This window comes from Enterobacter sichuanensis, from assembly GCF_002939185.1.
GTDB classification, from domain to species: domain Bacteria; phylum Pseudomonadota; class Gammaproteobacteria; order Enterobacterales; family Enterobacteriaceae; genus Enterobacter; species Enterobacter sichuanensis.
This window is the reverse complement of record NZ_POVL01000015.1, coordinates 65778-86887: the sequence shown is the minus strand read 5'-3', so window position 1 is coordinate 86887 and position 21110 is coordinate 65778. Positions and strand designations below refer to the sequence as shown.

Genomic DNA, 21110 nt, shown 5'->3' with positions numbered 1-21110 from the left:
CATGATTATGGACGGTTGATTCAACAAAATCAACGCGAGAAAAAGGCCTCCGGAGAGGCCCTGGCTGTCGATATGGGGATTCCCATATCGCTTGTATGGCAGTTACACCAAATCTGGCAATTTGAAGCCTGCCATGTCTTCCGCCCGGATTGGAGGCGATAGGCAGTCAGCAAACACCAGGGTGCCATCGAGCAAAATCACGAAACCCCACCCCATAAACAGGTTGGCACTACACCAGTCAGCCTTTAGGGGCACATCTGGCATCTTGTCTGGAAAGACTGGGTAATGCTCAGCCAGCCACTCCATTGCGTCGCTGCGATTGAGAGTATATTTGTCGTACATCATGCCTCCTGCTGCGGCGCTGCTGGCAGCGATTTAATCCAAGCGGCTGCCAGAAGACGACTCCACGCATCCTTAGAATCCTCAGCGCCGTAATCAATAATCGAGTCGAATTCGTCTAGAATGGCTATCGTAGGTTCAACCGGCACCGCAACCAAACCATCCGGAATCACCGGAGAGTTGCCAGCCTCATAAGCAATACGCAACCAGTGGAAAAACACCTCCGTCATCACGCATCCACATTCGACGTCAATGGTGCCTGTCTGCTGAGAAAGCCACTGCTCGAATGGCAACTTGTAAGCCGTCGTTACAGGTTCGGCACCATGAAGCATGGCGGCGCGAACTGTCTTAGCGATGCGTTCGCGTAGTTGCTGCGTGCCGTAATACTCGACGGCGATATCGCGCAACTCATTTACCAGGTCACGAATTTGATGGTCTTTCATTGCTACCGGTGCTGGGGGAGCGGCGAATAGCTCTGTACCAACAGCAGGTTTGCGAGGCACACCGTTATCTGCGTACCAACAAACCCCAACAGTCTCAACCTTCGCCACCGGCTCGGCACCTTTCTCCGCTTCGAGCGATGCCAGCGCCAGCTTCATCGCAGCAAGCGCCATAGCCGCATCTTCGTTTACTACTCCTGTCACAGCATCGCGCTCTTCTTCAAGCTCCGCGATTGTCTTCAGGAGCCATTCTTTGGTTAATTCAGCCATATCCCTAATTCCCCTTGATGCTGACTTTGACGCCAACCTTACGAATCTCATCGGCGCATCTGTTCACGATACTCCGGTGAAACTCACAAAAAATTTTCGCCGACTGCGGCCCTAATGGGTGAACATCGTGCGCACTCGGAAGTACAACCTCACGCCCCTCCAGTTCAGCGATGCGCTTCTCTGCGGCATGGTATCGTTTCATCCATTCAACACCAGATGTCGCAGCTTTATCTGCGCCTACAGATTCAGCCTCTGCCAGCTTTTCCAGCCTGAGGATTTGCCTCTCTGCGGATTCAAGGGCGTCGAGCGTCACTTCCAGGATGTCGCGCATTTGCTCGGCATTCCCGTGACTTGCTTCGTCGTAACGCTCCCATAGGCGTGAAAACTTCGATTCGTATTGCGCCTGTTTGTTGATGTTGCTCATTGGGCTGCCTCCTGGCGAAGTTTGGCGGCGAACTCGTTAGCCACCGTTGAATATGGATGCTCACCGCCACCAGCAACCTTCAGGCTGGAAGCAAACATCTCGACACCCTGCGACCGCACTTCAGCAAGGAAGGTGTCGGTAGCTGGTATTTTTGGTCGCTTGCAGCAAAGTATTTCAAATGCTGCCATCATCCCCTGCTCCGGCACATCCTCGTGGTACTCATAGAAGGCATCAAGAGCCTCCATCATCGCCGCACCGCTCGGTTGTGGGCGGTATTCCCGCAGCCCCGCATTCTCCGCAGCCAGCGCCGCGCACTTGGCTTCGAGTTCGGCGACATGGAATCGTGCATCAACATCGTTGTTTTCTGCGGATTTGAGTTTTGCATCCAGACCTTCACGGCTCGCCTGCCATGATTGCCAGAGCTGTTTAGTAAACTGGCTTTTATATTCCCCTCTAAACAAGTCAAAACGGTCTTTTTTGAATGGGAAGTTAGAATCAACCCATGCTTCAAACGCTTCTCTGCTGCTCATACCCCTACCCTCCCCCAAACCATCAAAATTCGTTTCATCGCCGGACTGTTGCGGCACTCCTGGCAGATCACGTTCGTGTCCGTCCGCTGAATTAACTTCGACTTGCCCTGCTTCATGCCCGGTATCGTGTCAGGGGCAAAGCGCATGCCGTAACTGGTCAGGCTGTACAGGCGCTGGCCGTATTTTCCTTCGCAGCTGATCAGCCCGTCTGCCAGCAGCGTGCTAATCGTCCCGGATATCTTTTTGGTGTCCATGCCGATAAACGCTGCCAGTTTGGCGTTGTTCAGGCCCGGGTTGTTGCGCAGGGCTGCCAGCACCTGCTCACGGATTGTTATGGTCATTGCCTACCCTCCGGATCCCATATTCACGAACGATTGCGAGCGAGATTACGGCTATTTCCCAACTCGATTTGTAAAGTGCTTTTCGCTTTTCATCGGTATCAACGCGCTCTATCCAGGCTGCATCCCCTTTCGAATACTGGTTGATAACGACATAGTCATCGCTGCATGCTTTCACGCTGCCCCCTTGGAACGGTAAGAATCCCAGGTGAATGACAGCGTGCACCCGCCGCCATCGCTCATGCGGTCAATAACGCGCTCACTCACGAACGCCGCCAGTTCTTCTTTGGTCTGGTTGCTGATCAGGATGGTCGGCTTCATCCGCTCGTACCGGGTGTTGATGATTTCGAACATGATCAGCTTCTCGGCTTCGCTGCCGAACTGGACGCCGACCTCGTCGATGATCAGCAGGTCCGGGGTGGTGAAGTGCGAAATCACGTCGTTCTCGCAGCGCGTCGCTGTTTTCGACCACGTTGATTTGAACTCACGGGCAATCTTCAGCGCGGTGGTGAAAATTACCGGGCTCTGGTGGTTCTCAATGACATAACGGGCGATCGCCAGGGCGAGGTGGTTTTTACCGGTTCCCGGCTTGCCGCACATCACCAGCCCTCCACCCTGCTTCAGGCGCTCGGGCCACTTTGCGGCATAAGCCTGGCAAACACGCAGCGCGCGCTCTGACTCTTTGCCAACCGGCTGGTAGTTTTCCAGCGTGCACGTAACAAAGCGCTCAGGGATTTCGAGCTGGCGAAGCAGGCGATCGATGTTCTGCTGGCGCGTGCGGTCTTCCCAGCGCTTTTTCTCGGCATACAGGAAGGTCAACTCATCGCGCAGGCAGCCCGGGCAGCGAGTCGGCGGTGACGGTAGTTTTATCAGGCTGCTGGTAAGAACGCGTTTACGCTGTTCGTACTCGCCATGCTTCTCGCACAGCACTGTTTCGCAGACGGTCTCGCAGTTAGGAAGTTGCTCTGGAGCCCTTCCGAGAACCTCCAGCATTTTTTCGATAGCGTCGATTTTTTCGAGCAGTTCCATAATCAGTCCCTCGCCCATGCAGGAATTTCAGTCTGGCCATAGTCCTTGCCAGCGAAGTTCTCAGATACGCGTGACGGAGTACGGGAAGGCTGCTTGGCGCCCTTAGGCTCAAACAATCCCTGCCAGCCGTTCGCAATGCTCTGGTTGATGATTTCTTCAGGCTGATATCCGCTGCACTTGCAACGCTCGAGCAGGTTGATGGCCTGGGTAACCGTCTGCTGAGACTTGATCGGTTTCTTCAGGTCGCGACGATAATCGACCCATGACTTCCAGACTGAAACTGACAGCCATTCAGGAAGCTCAACGCCAGCCGGATCGAACGAAGCCGGTTTGGGGGATTTAGGGGGTTTATTAATATTGTCTTTATTGTCTTTTGTATGTTTGTCTTTTGTGTTTCCACCCTGGCTGAAAATGTCATTCCCACACGGTGTAAAACTTTCCTTCCCTGACGGTTGAAATGTTTCCATCACGGCAGAAATGTTTTCAACCGCTTGTGAAACCTGGATGTCGAACATCTCTCCGCGTATCATCTGTGCCTTGAGATTTTCGTGAATTACTGGTTCCATTGCGCCAGCATGAAGGCTGAAAGGAGACACGAAGAAAACCTTAGGGTTCTTGCCGTCAAAGTAGTGTCGAACCTCTTTCAGTCTCTCTTCAGACTTTCTGGTGGTAAAGCCTATCTTTACAGGCCCGCATTCACTTTCAGCAAAAACATAAATATACCCGGCCTTGTTTTTTGTAGCCCCGTATTCACGCCTGCGCTCTGGCTTACTTATCTGCCATTCTGAAATCATCTTGTTTATGCCGACATGACGACCGGACTGTGTCAAAACTGACTTGCGGATTAGCTCGTTTTTCGCTGTTGAGCAGCGAGTGGCGGCCAGGCCGGTCATGGCAGATAACTGATCATTACTGACCCAATCCGCCTTTTTGTTGAAACCGTATGTTTTGCGCATTACTGCCATGAAGACCAGCAGCTGATGCTGAGACAATCCAGCCAGCATGACAGCCTCCAGAAGTTCATTGGCGATGCGCGTATAGCCATCATCAAGATCTGCCACGCGCGGCTCCTTAGGTGCCACGTCAGGCACAGGGAAATTGATTACTTCGGCAGTGTTTGCCATAATTGCTCCTGTGAATTGATCCAGTTAATTCCACCTGAAAGCCGTTGGTGTTCCAGCACCTCGGCTTTCGCCCTTTCTGCGTTCATGCTTCAAAATCTCCCTTCACTCCATCCCGGTTAGAAATCAGGATGGCCAGCAGCAGCGACATGTTCGGTACCAGGTTCTCCCGCCACCGGCTGACTGTGGATTTGTTGATGCCAGCCACTTCGGCTATCCGGGCGGTACCCAGATCAGCGATTTGACGCTGCACCCAACTCTCAATTCGTCGTGCCTCCGCTTTGTTGCGTGTAATTGATTTTTCCATTTGTGATAATTCCTGTGATTTATGGTTAGGGCCGCCTGTCAGGCGGCATGTGAATCTTGTTTAATTCGGTCAGGATTAGCTGCTTGACGGAGCCATTCAGCCGTAAACTGCCCCCTTGATGCGTCAGCCAAAAGCTGCGAATAGTTGGTTTTCTCTGTGTACTCAGTACGAGGCAGCGCCGCGTTCTTCACCCACTTGTGAATAGCAACATTCGATAGGCCACACAGGCGCGCAGCAGCGGTTTGACCACCTACAGCTTCGATTGCAAATTGCATTGGGTTCATAGTGTTTTCCGTTAACTATATTAACTACGGGTTAAGGTTATATCTTAACTGACAGTTATGTCAACTCTAATCGATAATTAACGAATGGTTAAAAAAGACGATTTAAAAGAAGAATTTTCTAAGAGACTTCGCGCTGCATTGCTTGATGCTGGCGTGGGTGGTCGTGGGCAGGCGGGCAGGATCAGAGAGGCTATGAAGTCCCAAGGGATTGCTGTATCTGAGCCAGGGATCTGGAAGTGGCTTAACGCATCAGCAATACCAGACCAAACCAATATCCTAGCCCTTAGCCGTTGGCTTGGGGTTAGGCCTGACTGGCTGGAATATGGAAGAAATGAGCCTGAACCTGAGATCCTTAGGGAATCATCCATCCCGCCAGAGTCTGAGTGGGGAACTGTCGACGCTTGGGACAAAAATACCCCCCTACCTGACGATGAGGTGGAAGTACCGTTTCTGAAGGATATCGAGTTTGCGTGTGGTGATGGACGAGTACACGATGAGGATCACAACGGTTTTAAATTGCGCTTTTCAAAAGCAACGCTCCGTCGAGTTGGAGCCAATAGTGATGGTTCTGGAGTGCTTTGCTTTCCCGCTTCTGGTGACAGCATGGAGCCCGTTATTCCCGACGGCGCAACGGTAGCAGTAGATACAGGCAACAAGCGGATTATTGACGGCGAACTCTACGCCATCAACCAGGGAGATCTGAAGCGCATCAAGCAACTTTATCGCAAACCAGGCGGAAAAATTCTAATCAGAAGCATTAATCGTGATTATGACGACGAAGAGGCCGATGAGGCAGATGTCGAGATAATCGGTTTTGTGTTCTGGTACTCGGTATTGCGATATCGCCGATAATTTTAGTGGCCTGATGAGGTGTTTGGGTGATGAGAGAATATCTGATAGTAGGCGTGGTTACTTTGCTCTCGGTTGTTGCGATCGTGCTTATGGTGGCCTGATGAGACTTTTGGATAGAGACGAAGCTGCGGCTGGTGTGATAGTGATCATCATTCTCAGTGATTGATGAAAATCATCATAAAGTTTGTGTTCATTCTACCGATTTTATGTATATTCATAATGTGCGCGCGATATAGAGATGTTTCCAGTCAAAGTCAATTAATACATTGCTAAATCGTGCTTATTGAGCGGAAATCGTCCAATTCGCATTGAAAAACGGTTGGAGAGATCCTATATAAGGAGTATAGTTAGTGACCCAAAACGTACTGCCAATCAATCAGCGCCTCCACGATCAGGCTGTTGATGAGTTCAATCGCCTGCATGGAACAATGATTGGCGAAATTAGCGCAATGTTGAAAACCGCTAAAGTGGCACCTCTGGTAGACCTTCGCAAGAAGGATCCAACGTTTTCAAATGTTGTCGCAGAATTGAGAATGTTCCGAGATGTGTGTTGTGCCCTTGCGCCGCACTTTCTCGTGGACAAAACTGGCGAAATCGCTGACATCGACAAGTTACTAACACTGGCTAATGACCTGGCTCAAGCCATCGACGCTGATGACCCTGACGCACTATGCGCAGCTATAGCAGCCCTTGATGTAGAGCCTTATATTTAATGAGGGGATCAAAATGACTAAAGAGTTTGACTATGCTACCGTAAGTAAGCTTTTGGCTGAAATGCGCGGATGTGTAGAGCGCGTTCAAAATCTACGCCGCGACTTTGAAGCTCGAATCAGTCATTCACAAAAAGCTGCCTGATTTTTAAATCAGATTTGTAAAGACCCGGCCACCGAGCCGGGTTTTTTATTGCCCACCCATAAAGCTATCCGCCATTCTGCCGATAACTATTCAGCCTGAAGCTGATAACAATAACTATCGCAACACTACCTGCCCGCCCGTGCGGGCTTTTTTATTGCCCTTTCCGCACTATCTCAGCTGCATCCCTGTTCACACCCTTACCTATCACGTTTCCCGTTTCCTTCCGGTACCGTTCCAGCTTGTCGATGATGTTTTGCTGGGTCATGGGTAAATCAGCCAGTGACAATTCCATCACCGCCCGCCCCATGGCGTGAACCATCATGTTCACTCTTTCTTCATCCAAATCCATCTCACCACTCCTTTTTGATGTTTTTTGCAGCATATCACGTACCGAGTAAATTCATAACCAAACTAAATTAACCAAAAAATCATAACCTTATTAACCAACACAAAAATAATTAACCATTGGTTATTGACTGAAAATAACCACTAGTTAATAATCAACCCATCGAAACGAAACATCGACAGCTGAGCGAAGTTAGCCAGCGGCGAAGTTGAGATTCGGTCAGTCGAACGGCGCGACAGTAAACCATGCGTCGGACGCCCGGCGGGCTCAGGGAGAGCGGCAATGGTGCGTATCTGGAATGTTTTGGGATTGGGTGAATGCGCAGGCTGATGCGCTACGGTGCGAAAGCGTAAAGACGGCATAGCCGACACCATGAGATTGAGTGAGAACTCAGCAAGCCGGAGATCAGCACCGGCCATCCAATCACCAAAGCATTTCGAAAGTTCCTGGCTAGCCGCTGCCACCCTTTTCGACGCGGCGCACCGTATCGGAGGAGTTATGTAACAGGTAACAGTGACGACTGAAAACCAACATTTAGCCCCGGATTATGCCGGGGCACTTCGTGGAATGTTTTGGGGTGAGTGCAGAAGCAAACCTTCTCGGCGAAGGCGCTTGGCAATGAGTACGCGACCGGAGTTAGTCGCCCGGCTGTGCTCACCACCAAAACATTTCTCCCGCATCAGCGGGTAACGACAGAGGGTAATAGTATGGATGAGAAGGCAAACAAAATACTCGTTGAGCTTCTACAGAAGGCGAGTGACGGGATTGATTCAGCGGTGGCATTCAGTCAGGCGCAGATACCAGACGTTGTGCACCAGTTGCTGGTTTGGAATGCTGTTAGTTCTGCATTGTTTCAGGTCTTTGCCATCATTTTCATCATTTTATTTGCGTGGTCATCACTAAAGGCGGCGCACAAGGTTGCTCATGGTCCGCTCGATGAATTCGGCGACGCCATGTGTGTATTTTGGATTATTGGTGGTGGAATCGCCTCACTGGTTATGTTCATTGGCTTCTGGTTTAACTTCGACTGGCTGAAAATCTGGCTGGCTCCGAAGTTATATCTCCTCGAATACGCAGCCTCACTCATCAAGTAACCCGCTCCGGCGGGTTTTTTATCGGCCATACATAGGCAGATTTTCGAGTCTGCCCATTTATGACAATCGGCGGCTATCCACCGCCCATTGAAACACTGAATAAATGCGTTGAAGTCTTGTATTAACCGTTCCGTTCGCCGCGATAAGGCCAAGAGGATTTATGACCATTAAAAATGGCGGTCCGGCATTTCCGGTCGCAGGTAGTGAGCACAATTATCCTATTGAGGGAATGACGCTGCGCGACTACTTCGCTGCAAAAGCATTGTCTGGCTGGCTGGCAAGTTATCCGGAGTCGTGCACTCACCCTATTGTTGCAGGCAATGCCGATGAAGTTGCGAAGCACTCATACATGCTTGCCGACGCAATGCTCCGCGCCCGGGAGGCCTCATGACAGTCACCCACAACAGCAAGCAGTACACCGCCAAAAAGCTCAACGATAACGAGTGGCAGCTGACGTCGGTATCGAACCCGCGTGAAAAGATGACGCTTAACCGCTGGCAGATGCACGTTTCTGGCCTACTGGCTCAGGTGGAGGGTAAAAAATGATGTCGCACTACGGCACCACCCCGCTCATTCGTCAGTGCGTCACTCCTGGCATGATGGCAATGCATGAAGGCCGCACCTATCGAGTCTCAGCAGTCATTCAAGAGCGCAAATGGGTGTACCTGCACACCGATGCAGAAATCATCCGCCTCAGTGACTGCGTGATTGACGTACTTCTGGACGGTCACGGCAACCCTCTTACCCATTAAGGACTTTGTCATGGAAACTAAATTTCTTTCTGACGGCCGTAAGGTCGTTGTCGTTGGTGCGCTGAATAATCAGGAAACGATCGTCCAGGAAGTGTTTGTCACGCAGCAGGGTGATGAAATCCCTGGTGGCGAGCGTTTTGTGGTAAAGAGCCTACATGACCAGCCAGTTGAAACATGGTCTTCTCGTGAAAAAGCAAAACAAGAAAAAGCCCTTGCTGATGCGAAGTTGAAAATTGAGAAGATCAACTCGGAAATTAGCAACCTACAGAACACATTAAGCTTCTGGAGAGAAATGGTTAAGCAGGTCAAAGCGTTCTCAGAACATATCAATGCTGCTGACCTGGACCATTTCGCAGATGTAATGACCGGGCAGGTTAAATTTGCCATTCGTCGTGATTACGGTGTGCCGTCCATAGAAAGATATGAAGATTTTATGTCTTCAATTGACAACTACTATGGGCGTAAAAACTTTGAAGGCATCAAGTGCCTATCACTTTTAGGTAGCACAAATGGAGATGTCGCTTTACGAGTAAATCGCTATTCAGATGGCAGTGGAGGAAGCGATACAGTTGAGTTCTACAAGACCATTGAAGAAGCCAGGCAGTGTGTTAAGCGCATTGCCATGGAAAAACTCAATGGTAACGGCCTGAGCATTGATGATGTCAAAAAGTGCCGCAATATGGGTATTGTTTTCAGCAGGGATGAGTTACAAAAAATCAAAGAACGTCTCTTCTCTGCATCGGAAAAGAATCTTGCCCACTACCAGGAGAACTTCGATAAGCAAGTTGCTCAGATAAATGATGGCAAGCTGGCTATAGAGAAAATGCTTAACGAAGCAATCAACTAACCATATACGCATTTTCAGATTACCCGGCAAATAACCCTTAACTAATTCAATTGCTGCCTGTCACCAGAGGGCGGCATCTGCACATCCAAATTTCAGGAGAAACCATGAGCGAAGTAACGGACTTAACTGTCATCGAAATCAAGCCGGAGCAGGCGCCAGTGCTTTACGTAGCTGGCGGCCTTGATGCTTACCTTGAGCAAATCCGCCAGGCAGTAAACGAAGTGCCGGACCTGTCCACGAAGAAAGGTCGTGACCGTGTCGCCTCTCTGGCGGCGCAGGTGTCCCGCAGCAAGACGGCAATTGAAAAGCCGGGCCGTGAGTACCTGAAGCGCCTGAAAGAGGCTGTGCGCCCGGCTGAGGCCGAAATTAAGCGTTTCGTTGATGCCTGTGACGAGCTGCGCGATGCCACCCGCCGCCCACTCACCGAATGGGAAGCCGAGCAGGAACGCATTAAGGCTGAAGAAGCCATGAACGCGCTGCACGCTGAAGCGCTGGTGATGAACGAGAGCATCGATCTACAGCGGGCTATTCAGTTCGAAGCAGACCACGAAATGGCTCTGTTGATGAACAAGGATTTCGACCGTGACCGCGAAGAGCAGCGCCGCCAGGCGGAACAGGCTCAACGTGAGCACGAAGAACGCATTAAGCGAGAAGCGGCAGAACAAGCCCGCCGCGATGCCGAAGCGAAGCACAAAGCGGAGATTGAAGCCGCAGCGCGTCGCGAAGCTGAAGAGAAAGCCCGTGCTGAGCTGGCAGAACGCCAGCGCATCGAGGCTGAACAGCGTGCGGCACGCGAGAAACAGGAAGCGGAAGCGCGTGCTCGCCGCGAAAAAGAAGAAGCCGTAGCCGCGGAGCGCCGCCGCCTGGAAGAGGCAGAAGCCGCACGTCTGGCCGAAGAACAGCGTAAAGCGGAAGAAGAAGCGCGTCGCGCCGCGGACAAAGAGCACCTCCGCACCATCAACCGTCGCGTCATCGCAGACCTGATCGCTCAGGGTATCCCCGAAGAATTCGCGCAGAAAGCAATGCTGGCTATCGCTGGCGGAAAAGTGCAGGACGCGCACATCAAATATTGAGGCAGCCATGAACGCATACCTCACTTACGACCGAATCGAAGATCGGCGTTGGGTTGAGCAGCAGCTCACCGACGAGAAAGAGAAGTGGATCGACGACCGGGCGCAGAAAATCATCGACATGATGCCAAAAGAGCCGTCCGGCCTCTTCCACTTCACTGTCCCGATTGACTCCAGTCCATACGAAGGGCTTCGCAGCGATAAAGCTGGCGAGGCCTACAACGATTTCATTTCGGCAGTTGCTTACGCCCAGGCGGAATACGACTGGGAACACCGTACCGGCTGCCCGTTTTAATTTTTGAGGGATTTAACAATGAGTACTGCACTTTCCACCATGGCCGGGAAACTGGCCGCACGCCTCGGCATGGATGCCGGTACAGACCTGATGAATACGCTGAAGAATACAGCGTTCAAAGGTGGCAACGTCACGGACGAGCAGTTTACAGCCCTGTTGATCGTCGCCAACCAGTACGGCCTGAACCCATGGACAAAAGAGATTTATGCCTTCCCAGATAAAGGAGGGATTGTCCCGGTCGTCGGCGTTGATGGATGGGCTCGCATTATCAACGAGCATCCTCAGTTTGACGGCATGGAGTTCTCTTACGACAAAGAAGAAGGCGCGTGCACCTGCAAGATTTACCGCAAGGACCGAAAGCACCCGACAATCGTTACCGAGTACATGGGCGAGTGCAAACGCAACACTCAGCCATGGCAGTCCCACCCTACCCGCATGCTTCGCCACAAGACGCTTATCCAATGCGCACGCCTGGCCTTTGGTTTCGCTGGCATCTTCGACCAGGACGAGGCAGAGCGAGTGATTGAAGGAACAACGGCAGAGGTTCATGCGGGTCATGAATCAGATAGCCGTCGCCCGGATCTGATCGCAAAAGGTGAGTCCGCCGCGCGCCTTGGAACAGTCAAGTATCAGGAGTTCTGGGTGGCGCTGAGCGCTGAAGAGAAGCAGGTTATCGGCGCAGTTGAGAAGCGACGCATGTACGACATGAGTCTCGCTGTCGACAACGCCGAACCTGTCAATGTCGCAGAGACGGAGGCTGAATGATGGAGCAACGCACCCCTGAATGGTTTGCTGCGCGCTGCGGCAAGGTCACAGCCAGTCGCCTGGCTGATGTCATGGCCAGGACTAAGTCGGGCTACTCCACCAGCCGCCAGAACTACATGGCCGAGCTGATTTGCCAACGGCTGACCGGGAAGCTGGAGGAAGGGTTTTCGAATGCCGCGATGATGCGCGGCACTGAACTTGAGCCAGTGGCGCGCGAAATGTACGCGCTGAATGAGTTCGATGCGGCAATCACTGAAATTGGACTCATCGATCACCCAACCATACCCGGATTCGCAGCCAGCCCGGACGGACTTGTCAACGACGACGGGCTTATCGAAATCAAATGCCCCAACACCTGGACCCATCTTGAAACGCTGAAAACTGGCGAGCCAAAGCGCCAGTACATGCTGCAAATGCATGCGCAGATGATGTGCACCGGGCGGAAATGGTGTGATTTCGTTAGTTTCGATGATCGCCTGCCGCCTGACCTCGCCTATTTCAAGAAGCGCATTCATTTCGATGAAGAGCTGGCGCGCGAAATCGAGTCTGAGGTTAAGAGCTTCATTGCAGATCTGGAATCTGAAATTCAGAAAATCACAGAGCGTGCAGCATGAAACGCACACCCTTCTACCGCAGGCCCGGGCGAACCGGGCAATTCTCCGGCCTCCGTGAGCGCGTTATCTGGATGATTCAGACGCGCGGCCGCCCGGTCACCGGCAGCGAAATCGCCGAGAAGTTTGGCGTAACGCTCATCGAGTTTAACCGGGTGGCCAATGGCATTACCCGCGGCTCCGGGCAGATAGCGAAGATAGTTGAATCGGAGAAATGGCTCAATGAGGACGGCATCTGTGACCGGACATTTAGCCTCGTGACGAAACCGAAGGTTGTAACGCCGCAAGGTAAATCGCGGCTGTTCACCCGACGCGCCATAGAGCAATCGCAGGAAGGCAGACGGCAGGAGTGCATTGAACGTGCCGCCCGCCGTCGCCGCCTGATTGCCGCAGGCCTCTACATCGACGAAATGGAGTCCATCCTATGACTCACGCTCACGACGACATCAGGGTTGGCACACTATGCCTTCCCTTCATTGGTAAAGGTTGGCTAATGCCATGGGGTGAAGCGGTCAGCAATCCATTAAAGGCGCAGCGGCTCGCTGAGGAATATCGGGAAAGGCAGGGGGCGGCATGAGCAAAGGTACCATTATCTGCCTGTGCGATATCACTGGCGTCATGTCTGAACCATGGGTTGAAGCCGGTTACCGTGCGGTATTGGTTGACCCGCAGCATCCAGAGACTTCGATCGACGGTCCTGTTGAGCGCATATCGTCAACCATCCTTGAGGCAATGCCGCGGCTATCTCAAATCATCCGCTCTGAGAACGTCACCATGGTCATGGGCTTTCCGCCATGCACTGAGGTTGCGGTCTCTGGTTCCCGGTGGTTCGAGGCTAAACGAGCAAAAGACCCTCACTTTCAAGCCAAGGCCGCGCTGGTCGCCGAGCAATGCAGGATGACTGGCTTGGCGGCCGGCTGCCCGTGGGCATTCGAAAACCCGGTGAGCGTGTTCAGTAGCATCTTCGGTTCGTCCGATTACACGTTCCATCCGTACCAGTTCACTGGGCTGTGCGCGAATGATAACTATACGAAGCAGACCTGCCTCTGGATGGGTAACGGCTTCAAGGCGCCCGCAGAGAATATGCACCCGATGGTGGAAGCTGCTATCGACGCCGTGAAGCTGGCCTGCGGCCGGATGGTGTCGAAGAAGAAGGCGGTCGGTTCCCTATCTGGAACATCTTTCGCAGGATTGGTAACTGACTGGTATCCGGACAACCGCATTCACGAATGCCCACCCAGTGACGAACGCGCCAACATTCGAAGCGCAACTCCTCTTGGCTTTGCGAAAGCGGTTTTTCTTTCGAACGCACCTCACCTCAAAGATAAACGGGAGGCCGCATGACGCCAGAAACTGACAACGCCAGTATCATGGCGCTAATCGCCAGGTCGCTATCGCGGCCTTTTTTATTGCTGGCGTTCACCTTCAACCGAATTAACCGACAGTTCATGGAGCATTGACCATGGCCGACATCATCGACACCGCAGCAGAGAAAGAAGAGCTTCAGCGTAACGCTGCACTCTCCGCTCACCGAGTAAACCGCAACGCCGTATCAGCTGAGCACTGTGAAGAATGCGACGAACCAATTCCCGAGCCGCGACGCGCTGCCGTTCCCGGCTGCAAGACGTGCGCAGAGTGCCAGGGTGTTATCGAATTGAGGAATAAGCAGAGGGGGATGTGATGCCAGATATCACTCGTGAGGAGGTAGAAAAACTGCTTTCTTACAATCCGGAAACTGGTGAGTTTAGATGGAAGATCAAATGGGGAAATCAGTCTGCCGGAAATTTAGCAGGAAATACTGACAGGCTTGGGTATCTCACCATCCAGGTGCACAGGAAGCTTATTAAGGCCCACCGAATCGCATTTCTTCTCATGACTGGAAGTTGGCCGAAAAGTTACATAGACCACATAAACAGAAACCCTCGAGACAACAGATTCTGCAATTTGCGCGAAGTAACCCCACTCCAAAACACCATGAATCGTTCCGTCGCATCAAACAACACATCCGGTGTCGCAGGAGTTTCTTATGAGGAGAGAAGAGGAAAGTGGCGAGCCCACATAAAGGTGAACGGAAAAATGAAAAGCCTCGGATATTTTAAGCAAAAAGAAGATGCGATAGCGGCCAGAAAAAAAGGTGAAGAAACTCACTTCGGCGAATTTTCAGCACGATAAATACAGATCGCTGCGCGCCCAGCGTGCGGCATGAGGAGAGATTATGCGCATCACTATGACGGTTAACTCAACACTGGATATTGAGAGCTCAATTGCCGCGCTGCGCAAGTTCATCAGTGAGAAGAAGCCGGGTGATGGGACGAGCGATGTGTGGGGGATCGGCATTACAGATGGCACCTACTTTTCAGTAGGCGTAAAGCCAAACGGAAATTACACCGTTAAGCAACAAGAATGAAAAGGAGTAGATCATGAAGAAAAACTCAGCGGCACGCCGGCTGCTTGGGATGAACCATTGGCGCAGCAACACTCAGCTTATGCAGTTCGTGTCGTGGCATGTTGCAGCCAAAACGGGAAAACCGGCCCCTGGATGGATTGCTGTGCGAACGCGTAGCTCTGACTTTTGCTATTTCACTGAATGACGCAACTGATAGCCAGTTATGAGCTGGCTATTGGGTGCGAATGCACTGCCACGTTATCCCCCTTTCAGCCCTCCATTGCGAGGGCATTTTTTTGCCTGGAGAACGCAGTGGAACAATACAGCATCACTCTCAATCAGGCCTGCGCAATGCTGGGCATATCCAGACCAACAGCTGCGAACTGGATCCGCACCGGCAGACTGCAGGCAACCCGCAAAGACCCATCCAAACCAAAATCCCCTTACCTCACTACCCGACAGGCCTGCATTGCGGCGCTCAAGTCACCGCTGCATACTGTCCAGGTGAGCGCGGGCGATGGCATACGAGAGGAATTAATATGTCACTCTTTCGCAGAGGTGAAACCTGGTACGCCAGCTTCACATTGCCGGACGGCAAAAGATTTAAGCAGTCTCTTGGGACAAAGGACAAAAGGCAGGCCACGGAACTCCATGACAAGCTAAAGGCCGAAGCCTGGCGGGTGAGCAAGCTCTGTGAGGTTCCTGACATGATATTTGAGGATGCCTGTGTCAGGTGGCTTGAGGAGAAGGCGCACAAGAAGTCGCTGGATGATGATAAGAGCCGGATCGGATTCTGGCTCCAGCACTTTGCCGGCATGCAACTGAAGGACATCACTGAATCGCGGATCTACGCCGCCATACAGAAGATGACCAACCGCAGGCATGAGGAAAACTGGAAGCTGATGAACGCTGCGCAAACGAAGAAAGGCAAGGAAACGCCTGACTACGTTCCGCGCCCGGCATCGGTGGCGACAAAGGCCACACACCTTTCATTTATCAAGGCGCTTCTCCGTGCGGCAGAACGTGAATGGAAGATGCTGGATAAGGCCCCTATCGTCAAGGTTCCCCAGCCAAAGAATAAGCGTATCCGTTGGCTGGAGCCGCACGAGGCTAAAAGGCTGATTGATGAATGCCCGGAGCCGCTAAAGTCTGTTGTCGAGTTTGCGCTGGCTACAGGACTTCGTCGGTCGAACATCATCAATCTGGAGTGGCAGCAGATTGACATGCAGCGCCGGGTGGCATGGATACACCCGGAGCAGAGCAAATCGAATCAGGCCATTGGCGTGGCACTGAATGATACTGCATGTCGCGTGCTGAAAAGACAAATAGGAAGTCACCACAAATGGGTGTTCGTCTATAAGGAGAGCTGCACTAAGCCGGACGGAACGAAAGCGCCAGCTGTGAGGAAAATGCGGTATGACGCCAACACCGCCTGGCGGGCAGCATTAAAGCGAGCTGGTATTGAGGATTTCAGATTTCACGATCTGAGACACACCTGGGCAAGTTGGTTAGTTCAGGCCGGAGTACCGATATCTGTACTGCAGGAAATGGGCGGGTGGGAGTCTATCGAAATGGTACGCCGGTATGCACACCTGGCACCAAATCATCTGACCGAACATGCCAAGCAAATCGACTCAATTTTTGGCGATTGTGTCCCAAATCTGTCCCATATGGAAAACAAGGAGGGTACGAATAACACGTAACTGATTGAATTTTCTGGTGCCGATAATAGGAGTCGAACCTACGACCTTCGCATTACGAATGCGCTGCTCTACCAACTGAGCTATATCGGCCCTGAGAGGCCGGTTACGAATGTAACCACGGGGCAAAAGGTTAGATCTATCCGGGTGATGCGTCAATGCCCTTTTGAATCAAACGGCTATTTTTGCATCACCCGTGATTATTTACGCACGAATCGAATCGTCGCCGAAGCCGATCCACTTATACGTGGTCAGCGCTTCCAGCCCCATCGGACCGCGCGCGTGCAGTTTCTGCGTGCTGACCGCCACCTCCGCGCCAAGGCCGAACTGGCCGCCGTCGGTGAAGCGCGTTGAGGCATTGACGTATACCGCTGAGGAATCCACTTCGTTCACGAAGCGATCGGCATTGCGCAGCGTACGCGTCAGGATAGCGTCGGAATGCTGCGTGCCATGCTCACGGATGTGCGCAATCGCGTCGTCGAGATCGGTAACGATTTTCACGTTCAGATCCAGAGACAGAAACTCATCGTCGTACTGCTCCGCTTTTACGGGCACGACTTTCGCCGGGCCATCCTGAAGCAGTGCCAGCGCGCTGGCGTCAGCATGCAGCGTTACGCCGCTCTCTGCCATCTGTTTGCTCAGGGCCGGCAGGAAGGTATTCGCGATACCCTGATGCACCAGCAGCGTTTCCACCGTGTTACAGGTGCTTGGGCGCTGGGTTTTCGCATTCACGATAATCTTCAGCGCCGGTTCAATCTCAGCGCTGTCGTCCACCACGATATGACACACGCCAATACCGCCGGTGATCACCGGGATCGTCGACTGCTCACGGCACAGCTTGTGCAGGCCCGCGCCACCGCGTGGGATCAGCATGTCGATGTACTTGTCCATGCGCAGCATTTCATTGACCAGCGCGCGGTCAGGGCTCTCTATCGCCTGCACGGCGCCCGCAGGTAAGCCACACTCTTCCAGCGCCTGCTGAATAACTTTTACCGTCGCGGCATTGGTGCGCCAGGTCTCTTTCCCACCACGCAGAATAGCGGCGTTACCGGTTTTCAGGCACAGGGAGGCGACATCCACCGTTACGTTTGGACGGGCTTCATAAATCACACCGATGACGCCGAGCGGCACGCGGCGACGCTCAAGACGTAAACCGCTGTCGAGCAGTCCACCGTCGATCACCTGCCCGACCGGGTCAGCCAGATTGCAGACCTGGCGAACATCGTCGGCGATACCTTTCAGGCGTGCCGGGGTCAGGGCCAGACGGTCGAGCATCGCTTCGCTCAACCCGTTACGACGCGCTTCCAGCAGATCCTGTTCGTTAGCGAGCAAAATCTCCTGGGACTGGGATTCCAGATAATCAGCGATTTTTTCCAGCACGCGGTTTTTCTCGCGGCTGGAAAGGAGCGCCAGTTTGTAAGAGGCGGCCTTCGCGGCGGCACCCATTTGTTCCAGCATGTTCTGGCTCCTTAACGAATAATCATGTCATCGCGATGCACGGCAACCGGGCCATATTCATAGCCCAGAATGGCGTCGATCTGCTGCGAGTGTTGACCCGCGATGCGGCGCAGGGCATCGCTGTTATAGCGGCTTACGCCGTGGGCGATGTCGCGACCTTCGAGGTTACGGATACGGATCACTTCACCACGGGAGAAGTTGCCTGTCACGCTTTTAATTCCTTTAGGAAGCAATGAACTTCCTCGTTCCAGAATCGCGGCGGTTGCCCCTTCATCAACAACAAGCTCGCCCGCAGGCGGCGCACCAAATATCCAGCGCTTACGGTTTTCCAGCGGGGATTCCTGGGCGTGGAAGCGGGTACCGACGGAGATGCCTTCCATCACGTCACCAATCACCCCAGGGCGGCTACCCGCCGCAATGATGGTGTCGATACCGGCGCGGCATGCCACGTCAGCCGCCTGCAGCTTGGTTCCCATGCCGCCCGTACCCAGGCCGGATACGCTGTCGCCGGCAATAGCGCGCAGCGCATCGTCGATACCGTGAACGTCGGTAATCAGCTCGGCTTCCGGGTTGGAGCGCGGGTCGGCGGTAAACAGCCCCTGCTGGTCGGTCAGAAGCAGTAGTTTATCCGCACCGGCCAGAATCGCCGCCAGCGCAGAGAGGTTATCGTTATCACCCACTTTGATTTCAGCGGTGGCAACGGCATCGTTTTCGTTAATAACGGGAACGATATTGTTGTCCAGCAGCGCACGCAGGGTATCGCGGGCGTTCAGGAAGCGCTCTCTGTCTTCCATATCCGCACGCGTCAGCAGCATCTGCCCGACGTGGATGCCATAAATAGAGAACAGCTGTTCCCAGAGTTGAATGAGTCGGCTTTGTCCCACGGCGGCCAGCAGCTGTTTGGAGGCGATCGTCGCGGGGAGTTCGGGGTAACCCAGGTGTTCACGCCCGGCGGCAATCGCCCCGGAGGTCACAATCACAATACGATGCCCTGCGGCATGTAACTGAGCGCACTGACGTACAAGCTCAACAATGTGGGCGCGATTTAGGCGGCGCGATCCGCCTGTTAACACACTGGTACCGAGTTTTACCACCAGCGTCTGGCTGTCACTCATGATTCTCTGCCGTTCAACGATAAGGGAAAGTAATGTCGAACGAACGTTTTAACAGGAGTCAGCCCGGTTGCCAACTGCCTTAGCACATCGCGAAACACTTTGTTGCGCGGGATCAGGAAGCGTAGCGGTGAAAATTGACACTTTTATTACCGAAATAATAAATCACAGTTTTTTAAAATTATTCTTAGTTTGTCATAAAAGTTTCATTGCAGAGCGATAAAACCCTTCCTGTTTTTTCACGGGACTTAAGCCGACGCTTATCGTCCAGCGAATTTTTTAGCGCGTTTATAAGACAGGATCGAAAATGAAAAAGAGCACTCTGGCATTAGTGGTTATGGGCGTAGCGGCTTGTGCATCAGTTCACGCCGCTGAAGTTTATAATAAGAACGGTAATAAACTGGATGTGTACGGTAAAGTAAAAGCCATGCACTACATCAGTGATGATGATTCTAAAGACGGTGACCAGACGTACGTTCGTTTCGGTTTTAAAGGCGAAACACAGATTAACGATCAGCTGACGGGCTACGGCCGTTGGGAATCCGAATTTGCGGGTAACAAAGCCGAGAGCGACTCCTCTCAGAAAACGCGTCTGGCGTTTGCCGGTCTGAAACTGAAAGACTTCGGTTCTCTGGATTACGGTCGTAACCTGGGCGCACTGTATGACGTGGAAGCCTGGACCGATATGTTCCCGGAATTCGGCGGCGACTCTTCTGCCCAGACCGATAACTTCATGACCAAGCGTGCTACCGGTCTTGCCACCTACCGCAACACCGACTTCTTCGGCGTGGTTGACGGCCTGGACATGACGCTGCAATACCAGGGTAAAAACGAAAACCGTGACGCCAAGAAACAGAACGGTGACGGTTTCGGTACTTCTCTGACCTATGACTTCGGTGGCAGCGATTTCGCGGTGAGCGGCGCATACACCAACTCTGACCGTACCAACGCTCAGAACCTGCTGACGCGTGGCGAAGGCAAAAAAGCCGAAGCTTGGGCAACCGGCCTGAAATATGACGCGAACGATATCTACCTGGCGGCAATGTACTCTGAAACCCGCAATATGACCCCAATTTCAGGTGGCTTCGCCAATAAAGCCCAGAACATCGAACTGGTTGCACAATATCAGTTTGATTTCGGTCTGCGTCCGTCCCTGGGTTATGTCCAGTCTAAAGGCAAAGATATCGAAGGTATCGGTGACGAAGATCTGGTGAAATACATCGATGTCGGCGCGACATATTATTTCAACAAAAATATGTCCGCGTTTGTTGATTATAAAATCAACCAGATTGATGACGATAATAAACTGGGTGTGAGCAGCGACGATATCGTTGCCCTGGGGATGACCTACCAGTTCTGATAATGCAGACATAAAAAAACCGGCTTGATGCCGGTTTTTTTATCGGGGTTTAATGCGGTCTGGTGCCCTCAACCCGGCCCTCTCCCACAGGGAGAGGGAGAAGAGCATCAGGCCGTCAGTTTCGCCGCTTCACTGGAAAAATCATCCGCGGGCTCAAGCTTCAGGTCCAGCGTGGCCAGCAAATCTCGCGCCTTGTCGTGGAACTCTTTGAGCGTATATTCCAGGCGATCTATCACTTCCTGATCTTTAATGGTGGTAGCCTGCCAGTTGCCGTCTTTATTAAACAGGCCAAACTGGTAGCTATAGGTAAAACGTTTCTCTTCTGCTTCCATTTCCATCCACCAGCCCCAGAATTCACGTTTTTCGGGTGCAGGCTTCACGTTGACGCATACAGCCAGGCAGTCGAAAAAAAAGCGATTCTCTTCACACTGCTCTTCTCGAATATACGGGCCAAGAGCCATGAACTTCTTAATCAATCTACTTTTCGGGTGTCCACTCGGTAACGTCATTGCGATCTCCTTTTGT

At 52.5% G+C, this 21110-nt stretch carries 35 protein-coding genes and 1 tRNA gene; 21 read left to right on the top strand and 15 right to left on the bottom strand.

Annotated features, from left to right (window positions below):
- Positions 1-102 precede the first annotated feature (102 nt).
- From C5687_RS09265 to C5687_RS09210, 9 genes are all read right to left on the bottom strand, one after another.
- Positions 103-345: a hypothetical protein gene (locus tag C5687_RS09265; RefSeq protein ID WP_146086275.1), complete on the bottom strand. Its 243-nt coding sequence runs from the start codon at positions 343-345 to the stop codon at positions 103-105.
- Positions 342-1049: a hypothetical protein gene (locus C5687_RS25040; protein WP_238380462.1), complete on the bottom strand. Its 708-nt coding sequence runs from the start codon at positions 1047-1049 to the stop codon at positions 342-344. Before C5687_RS25040 ends, C5687_RS09265 begins: the two co-directional genes overlap by 4 nt.
- Positions 1050-1053: 4 nt before the next feature.
- Positions 1054-1473, bottom strand: coding sequence for a hypothetical protein (locus C5687_RS25035; RefSeq protein WP_104556788.1), 420 nt, complete (start codon positions 1471-1473; stop codon positions 1054-1056).
- The gene (locus C5687_RS24880; protein ID WP_202911291.1) at positions 1470-2003 is read right to left on the bottom strand and encodes a phiTE_015 family protein; all 534 of its coding nucleotides are present in this window, start codon (positions 2001-2003) and stop codon (positions 1470-1472) included. Before C5687_RS24880 ends, C5687_RS25035 begins: the two co-directional genes overlap by 4 nt.
- Positions 2000-2344: a winged helix-turn-helix transcriptional regulator gene (locus C5687_RS09240; protein ID WP_104556787.1), complete on the bottom strand. Its 345-nt coding sequence runs from the start codon at positions 2342-2344 to the stop codon at positions 2000-2002. The genes C5687_RS24880 and C5687_RS09240 overlap by 4 nt, the downstream gene beginning before the upstream one ends.
- 171 nt (positions 2345-2515) lie before the next feature.
- Positions 2516-3370, bottom strand: a complete 855-nt coding sequence (locus tag C5687_RS09230; RefSeq protein ID WP_238380461.1) for an ATP-binding protein — start codon at positions 3368-3370, stop codon at positions 2516-2518.
- A gap of 2 nt (positions 3371-3372) precedes the next feature.
- The gene (locus tag C5687_RS24740; RefSeq protein WP_158252220.1) at positions 3373-4494 is read right to left on the bottom strand and encodes a replication protein; all 1122 of its coding nucleotides are present in this window, start codon (positions 4492-4494) and stop codon (positions 3373-3375) included.
- 82 nt (positions 4495-4576) lie between these two features.
- Complete coding sequence (locus tag C5687_RS09215) at positions 4577-4798, bottom strand: CII family transcriptional regulator (protein WP_104556785.1); 222 nt, start codon at positions 4796-4798, stop codon at positions 4577-4579.
- A gap of 38 nt (positions 4799-4836) precedes the next feature.
- The gene (locus tag C5687_RS09210) at positions 4837-5082 is read right to left on the bottom strand and encodes a helix-turn-helix domain-containing protein (RefSeq protein WP_045354765.1); all 246 of its coding nucleotides are present in this window, start codon (positions 5080-5082) and stop codon (positions 4837-4839) included.
- An 84-nt stretch (positions 5083-5166) separates the two neighbouring features.
- On the opposite strand from C5687_RS09210, the gene C5687_RS09205 reads away from it, so the two are divergent.
- From C5687_RS09205 to C5687_RS25225, 3 genes are all read left to right on the top strand, one after another.
- Complete coding sequence (locus C5687_RS09205) at positions 5167-5934, top strand: S24 family peptidase (protein ID WP_104556784.1); 768 nt, start codon at positions 5167-5169, stop codon at positions 5932-5934.
- Between the two features lie 350 nt (positions 5935-6284).
- Complete coding sequence (locus tag C5687_RS09200; protein ID WP_023294194.1) at positions 6285-6647, top strand: hypothetical protein; 363 nt, start codon at positions 6285-6287, stop codon at positions 6645-6647.
- A gap of 13 nt (positions 6648-6660) precedes the next feature.
- Positions 6661-6789: a hypothetical protein gene (locus tag C5687_RS25225; protein ID WP_255309986.1), complete on the top strand. Its 129-nt coding sequence runs from the start codon at positions 6661-6663 to the stop codon at positions 6787-6789.
- A 151-nt stretch (positions 6790-6940) separates the two neighbouring features.
- On the opposite strand, the gene C5687_RS09195 is transcribed toward C5687_RS25225, so the two are convergent.
- A complete protein-coding gene (locus tag C5687_RS09195) occupies positions 6941-7138 on the bottom strand; it encodes a hypothetical protein (RefSeq protein WP_023294195.1) in 198 nt (65 codons plus the stop codon).
- 140 nt (positions 7139-7278) lie between these two features.
- Complete coding sequence (locus tag C5687_RS09190; protein ID WP_146086274.1) at positions 7279-7497, bottom strand: hypothetical protein; 219 nt, start codon at positions 7495-7497, stop codon at positions 7279-7281.
- A gap of 345 nt (positions 7498-7842) precedes the next feature.
- Between C5687_RS09190 and C5687_RS09185 the strand changes: the two genes are divergently transcribed.
- The 17 genes from C5687_RS09185 (at position 7843) to C5687_RS09110 (ending at position 16658) form a co-directional block, all read left to right on the top strand.
- Positions 7843-8229, top strand: coding sequence for a hypothetical protein (locus tag C5687_RS09185; protein WP_045286992.1), 387 nt, complete (start codon positions 7843-7845; stop codon positions 8227-8229).
- Positions 8230-8389: 160 nt separating this feature from the next.
- The gene (locus C5687_RS09180) at positions 8390-8620 is read left to right on the top strand and encodes a hypothetical protein (RefSeq protein WP_104556782.1); all 231 of its coding nucleotides are present in this window, start codon (positions 8390-8392) and stop codon (positions 8618-8620) included.
- On the top strand, positions 8617-8775 hold the full coding sequence (locus tag C5687_RS24875; RefSeq protein ID WP_202911290.1) for a hypothetical protein: 159 nt from the start codon (positions 8617-8619) through the stop codon (positions 8773-8775). Before C5687_RS09180 ends, C5687_RS24875 begins: the two co-directional genes overlap by 4 nt.
- Positions 8772-8981: a cell division protein FtsZ gene (locus C5687_RS09175; protein WP_072050129.1), complete on the top strand. Its 210-nt coding sequence runs from the start codon at positions 8772-8774 to the stop codon at positions 8979-8981. Before C5687_RS24875 ends, C5687_RS09175 begins: the two co-directional genes overlap by 4 nt.
- Before the next feature lie 10 nt (positions 8982-8991).
- Complete coding sequence (locus C5687_RS09170; RefSeq protein ID WP_087855352.1) at positions 8992-9828, top strand: zf-TFIIB domain-containing protein; 837 nt, start codon at positions 8992-8994, stop codon at positions 9826-9828.
- Between the two features lie 104 nt (positions 9829-9932).
- Positions 9933-10901: a hypothetical protein gene (locus C5687_RS09165; RefSeq protein ID WP_104556781.1), complete on the top strand. Its 969-nt coding sequence runs from the start codon at positions 9933-9935 to the stop codon at positions 10899-10901.
- A 7-nt stretch (positions 10902-10908) separates the two neighbouring features.
- Positions 10909-11193, top strand: a complete 285-nt coding sequence (gamL, locus tag C5687_RS09160; protein ID WP_047727210.1) for a host nuclease inhibitor GamL — start codon at positions 10909-10911, stop codon at positions 11191-11193.
- An 18-nt stretch (positions 11194-11211) separates the two neighbouring features.
- Positions 11212-11958 (top strand): phage recombination protein Bet, encoded by a 747-nt coding sequence (bet, locus tag C5687_RS09155; RefSeq protein ID WP_044856898.1) that lies wholly within the window; start codon positions 11212-11214, stop codon positions 11956-11958.
- Positions 11955-12572 (top strand): lambda exonuclease family protein, encoded by a 618-nt coding sequence (locus C5687_RS09150; protein ID WP_049122792.1) that lies wholly within the window; start codon positions 11955-11957, stop codon positions 12570-12572. The genes bet and C5687_RS09150 overlap by 4 nt, the downstream gene beginning before the upstream one ends.
- Positions 12569-12997 (top strand): regulator, encoded by a 429-nt coding sequence (locus tag C5687_RS09145; RefSeq protein WP_104556780.1) that lies wholly within the window; start codon positions 12569-12571, stop codon positions 12995-12997. The genes C5687_RS09150 and C5687_RS09145 overlap by 4 nt, the downstream gene beginning before the upstream one ends.
- Positions 12994-13146 carry a DUF1317 family protein gene (locus C5687_RS09140; protein ID WP_104556779.1) on the top strand — a complete coding sequence of 51 codons (153 nt, stop codon included), beginning with the start codon at positions 12994-12996 and terminating at the stop codon, positions 13144-13146. Before C5687_RS09145 ends, C5687_RS09140 begins: the two co-directional genes overlap by 4 nt.
- Positions 13143-13913, top strand: a complete 771-nt coding sequence (locus C5687_RS09135; RefSeq protein WP_104556778.1) for a dcm methylase — start codon at positions 13143-13145, stop codon at positions 13911-13913. Before C5687_RS09140 ends, C5687_RS09135 begins: the two co-directional genes overlap by 4 nt.
- A gap of 118 nt (positions 13914-14031) precedes the next feature.
- Positions 14032-14250, top strand: coding sequence for a TraR/DksA family transcriptional regulator (locus tag C5687_RS09130; RefSeq protein ID WP_104556777.1), 219 nt, complete (start codon positions 14032-14034; stop codon positions 14248-14250).
- Positions 14250-14741, top strand: a complete 492-nt coding sequence (locus C5687_RS09125; protein ID WP_047355337.1) for an HNH endonuclease — start codon at positions 14250-14252, stop codon at positions 14739-14741. The genes C5687_RS09130 and C5687_RS09125 overlap by 1 nt, the downstream gene beginning before the upstream one ends.
- 43 nt (positions 14742-14784) lie before the next feature.
- Positions 14785-14976, top strand: coding sequence for a hypothetical protein (locus tag C5687_RS09120; protein WP_104556776.1), 192 nt, complete (start codon positions 14785-14787; stop codon positions 14974-14976).
- Between the two features lie 291 nt (positions 14977-15267).
- The gene (locus tag C5687_RS09115) at positions 15268-15618 is read left to right on the top strand and encodes a helix-turn-helix domain-containing protein (RefSeq protein ID WP_072205308.1); all 351 of its coding nucleotides are present in this window, start codon (positions 15268-15270) and stop codon (positions 15616-15618) included.
- On the top strand, positions 15540-16658 hold the full coding sequence (locus C5687_RS09110; protein ID WP_238380464.1) for a tyrosine-type recombinase/integrase: 1119 nt from the start codon (positions 15540-15542) through the stop codon (positions 16656-16658). Before C5687_RS09115 ends, C5687_RS09110 begins: the two co-directional genes overlap by 79 nt.
- Positions 16659-16672: 14 nt before the next feature.
- On the opposite strand, the gene C5687_RS09105 is transcribed toward C5687_RS09110, so the two are convergent.
- From C5687_RS09105 to proB, 3 genes are all read right to left on the bottom strand, one after another.
- Positions 16673-16748, bottom strand: a tRNA-Thr gene (locus tag C5687_RS09105).
- Positions 16749-16859: 111 nt separating this feature from the next.
- Positions 16860-18113, bottom strand: coding sequence for a glutamate-5-semialdehyde dehydrogenase (gene proA, locus C5687_RS09100; protein ID WP_104556774.1), 1254 nt, complete (start codon positions 18111-18113; stop codon positions 16860-16862).
- Between the two features lie 11 nt (positions 18114-18124).
- A complete protein-coding gene (gene proB, locus C5687_RS09095) occupies positions 18125-19228 on the bottom strand; it encodes a glutamate 5-kinase (protein ID WP_025760272.1) in 1104 nt (367 codons plus the stop codon).
- 304 nt (positions 19229-19532) lie between these two features.
- Here proB and phoE point away from each other — a divergent pair, with 304 nt between their 5' ends.
- Entirely contained in the window at positions 19533-20585 is a 1053-nt protein-coding gene (phoE, locus tag C5687_RS09090) for a phosphoporin PhoE (protein ID WP_094919472.1), read from the top strand.
- Between the two features lie 107 nt (positions 20586-20692).
- Here the strand turns inward: phoE and crl are convergent, their stop codons facing one another.
- Positions 20693-21094: a sigma factor-binding protein Crl gene (crl, locus tag C5687_RS09085; protein WP_095441189.1), complete on the bottom strand. Its 402-nt coding sequence runs from the start codon at positions 21092-21094 to the stop codon at positions 20693-20695.
- Between the last annotated feature and the right edge of the window lie 16 nt (positions 21095-21110).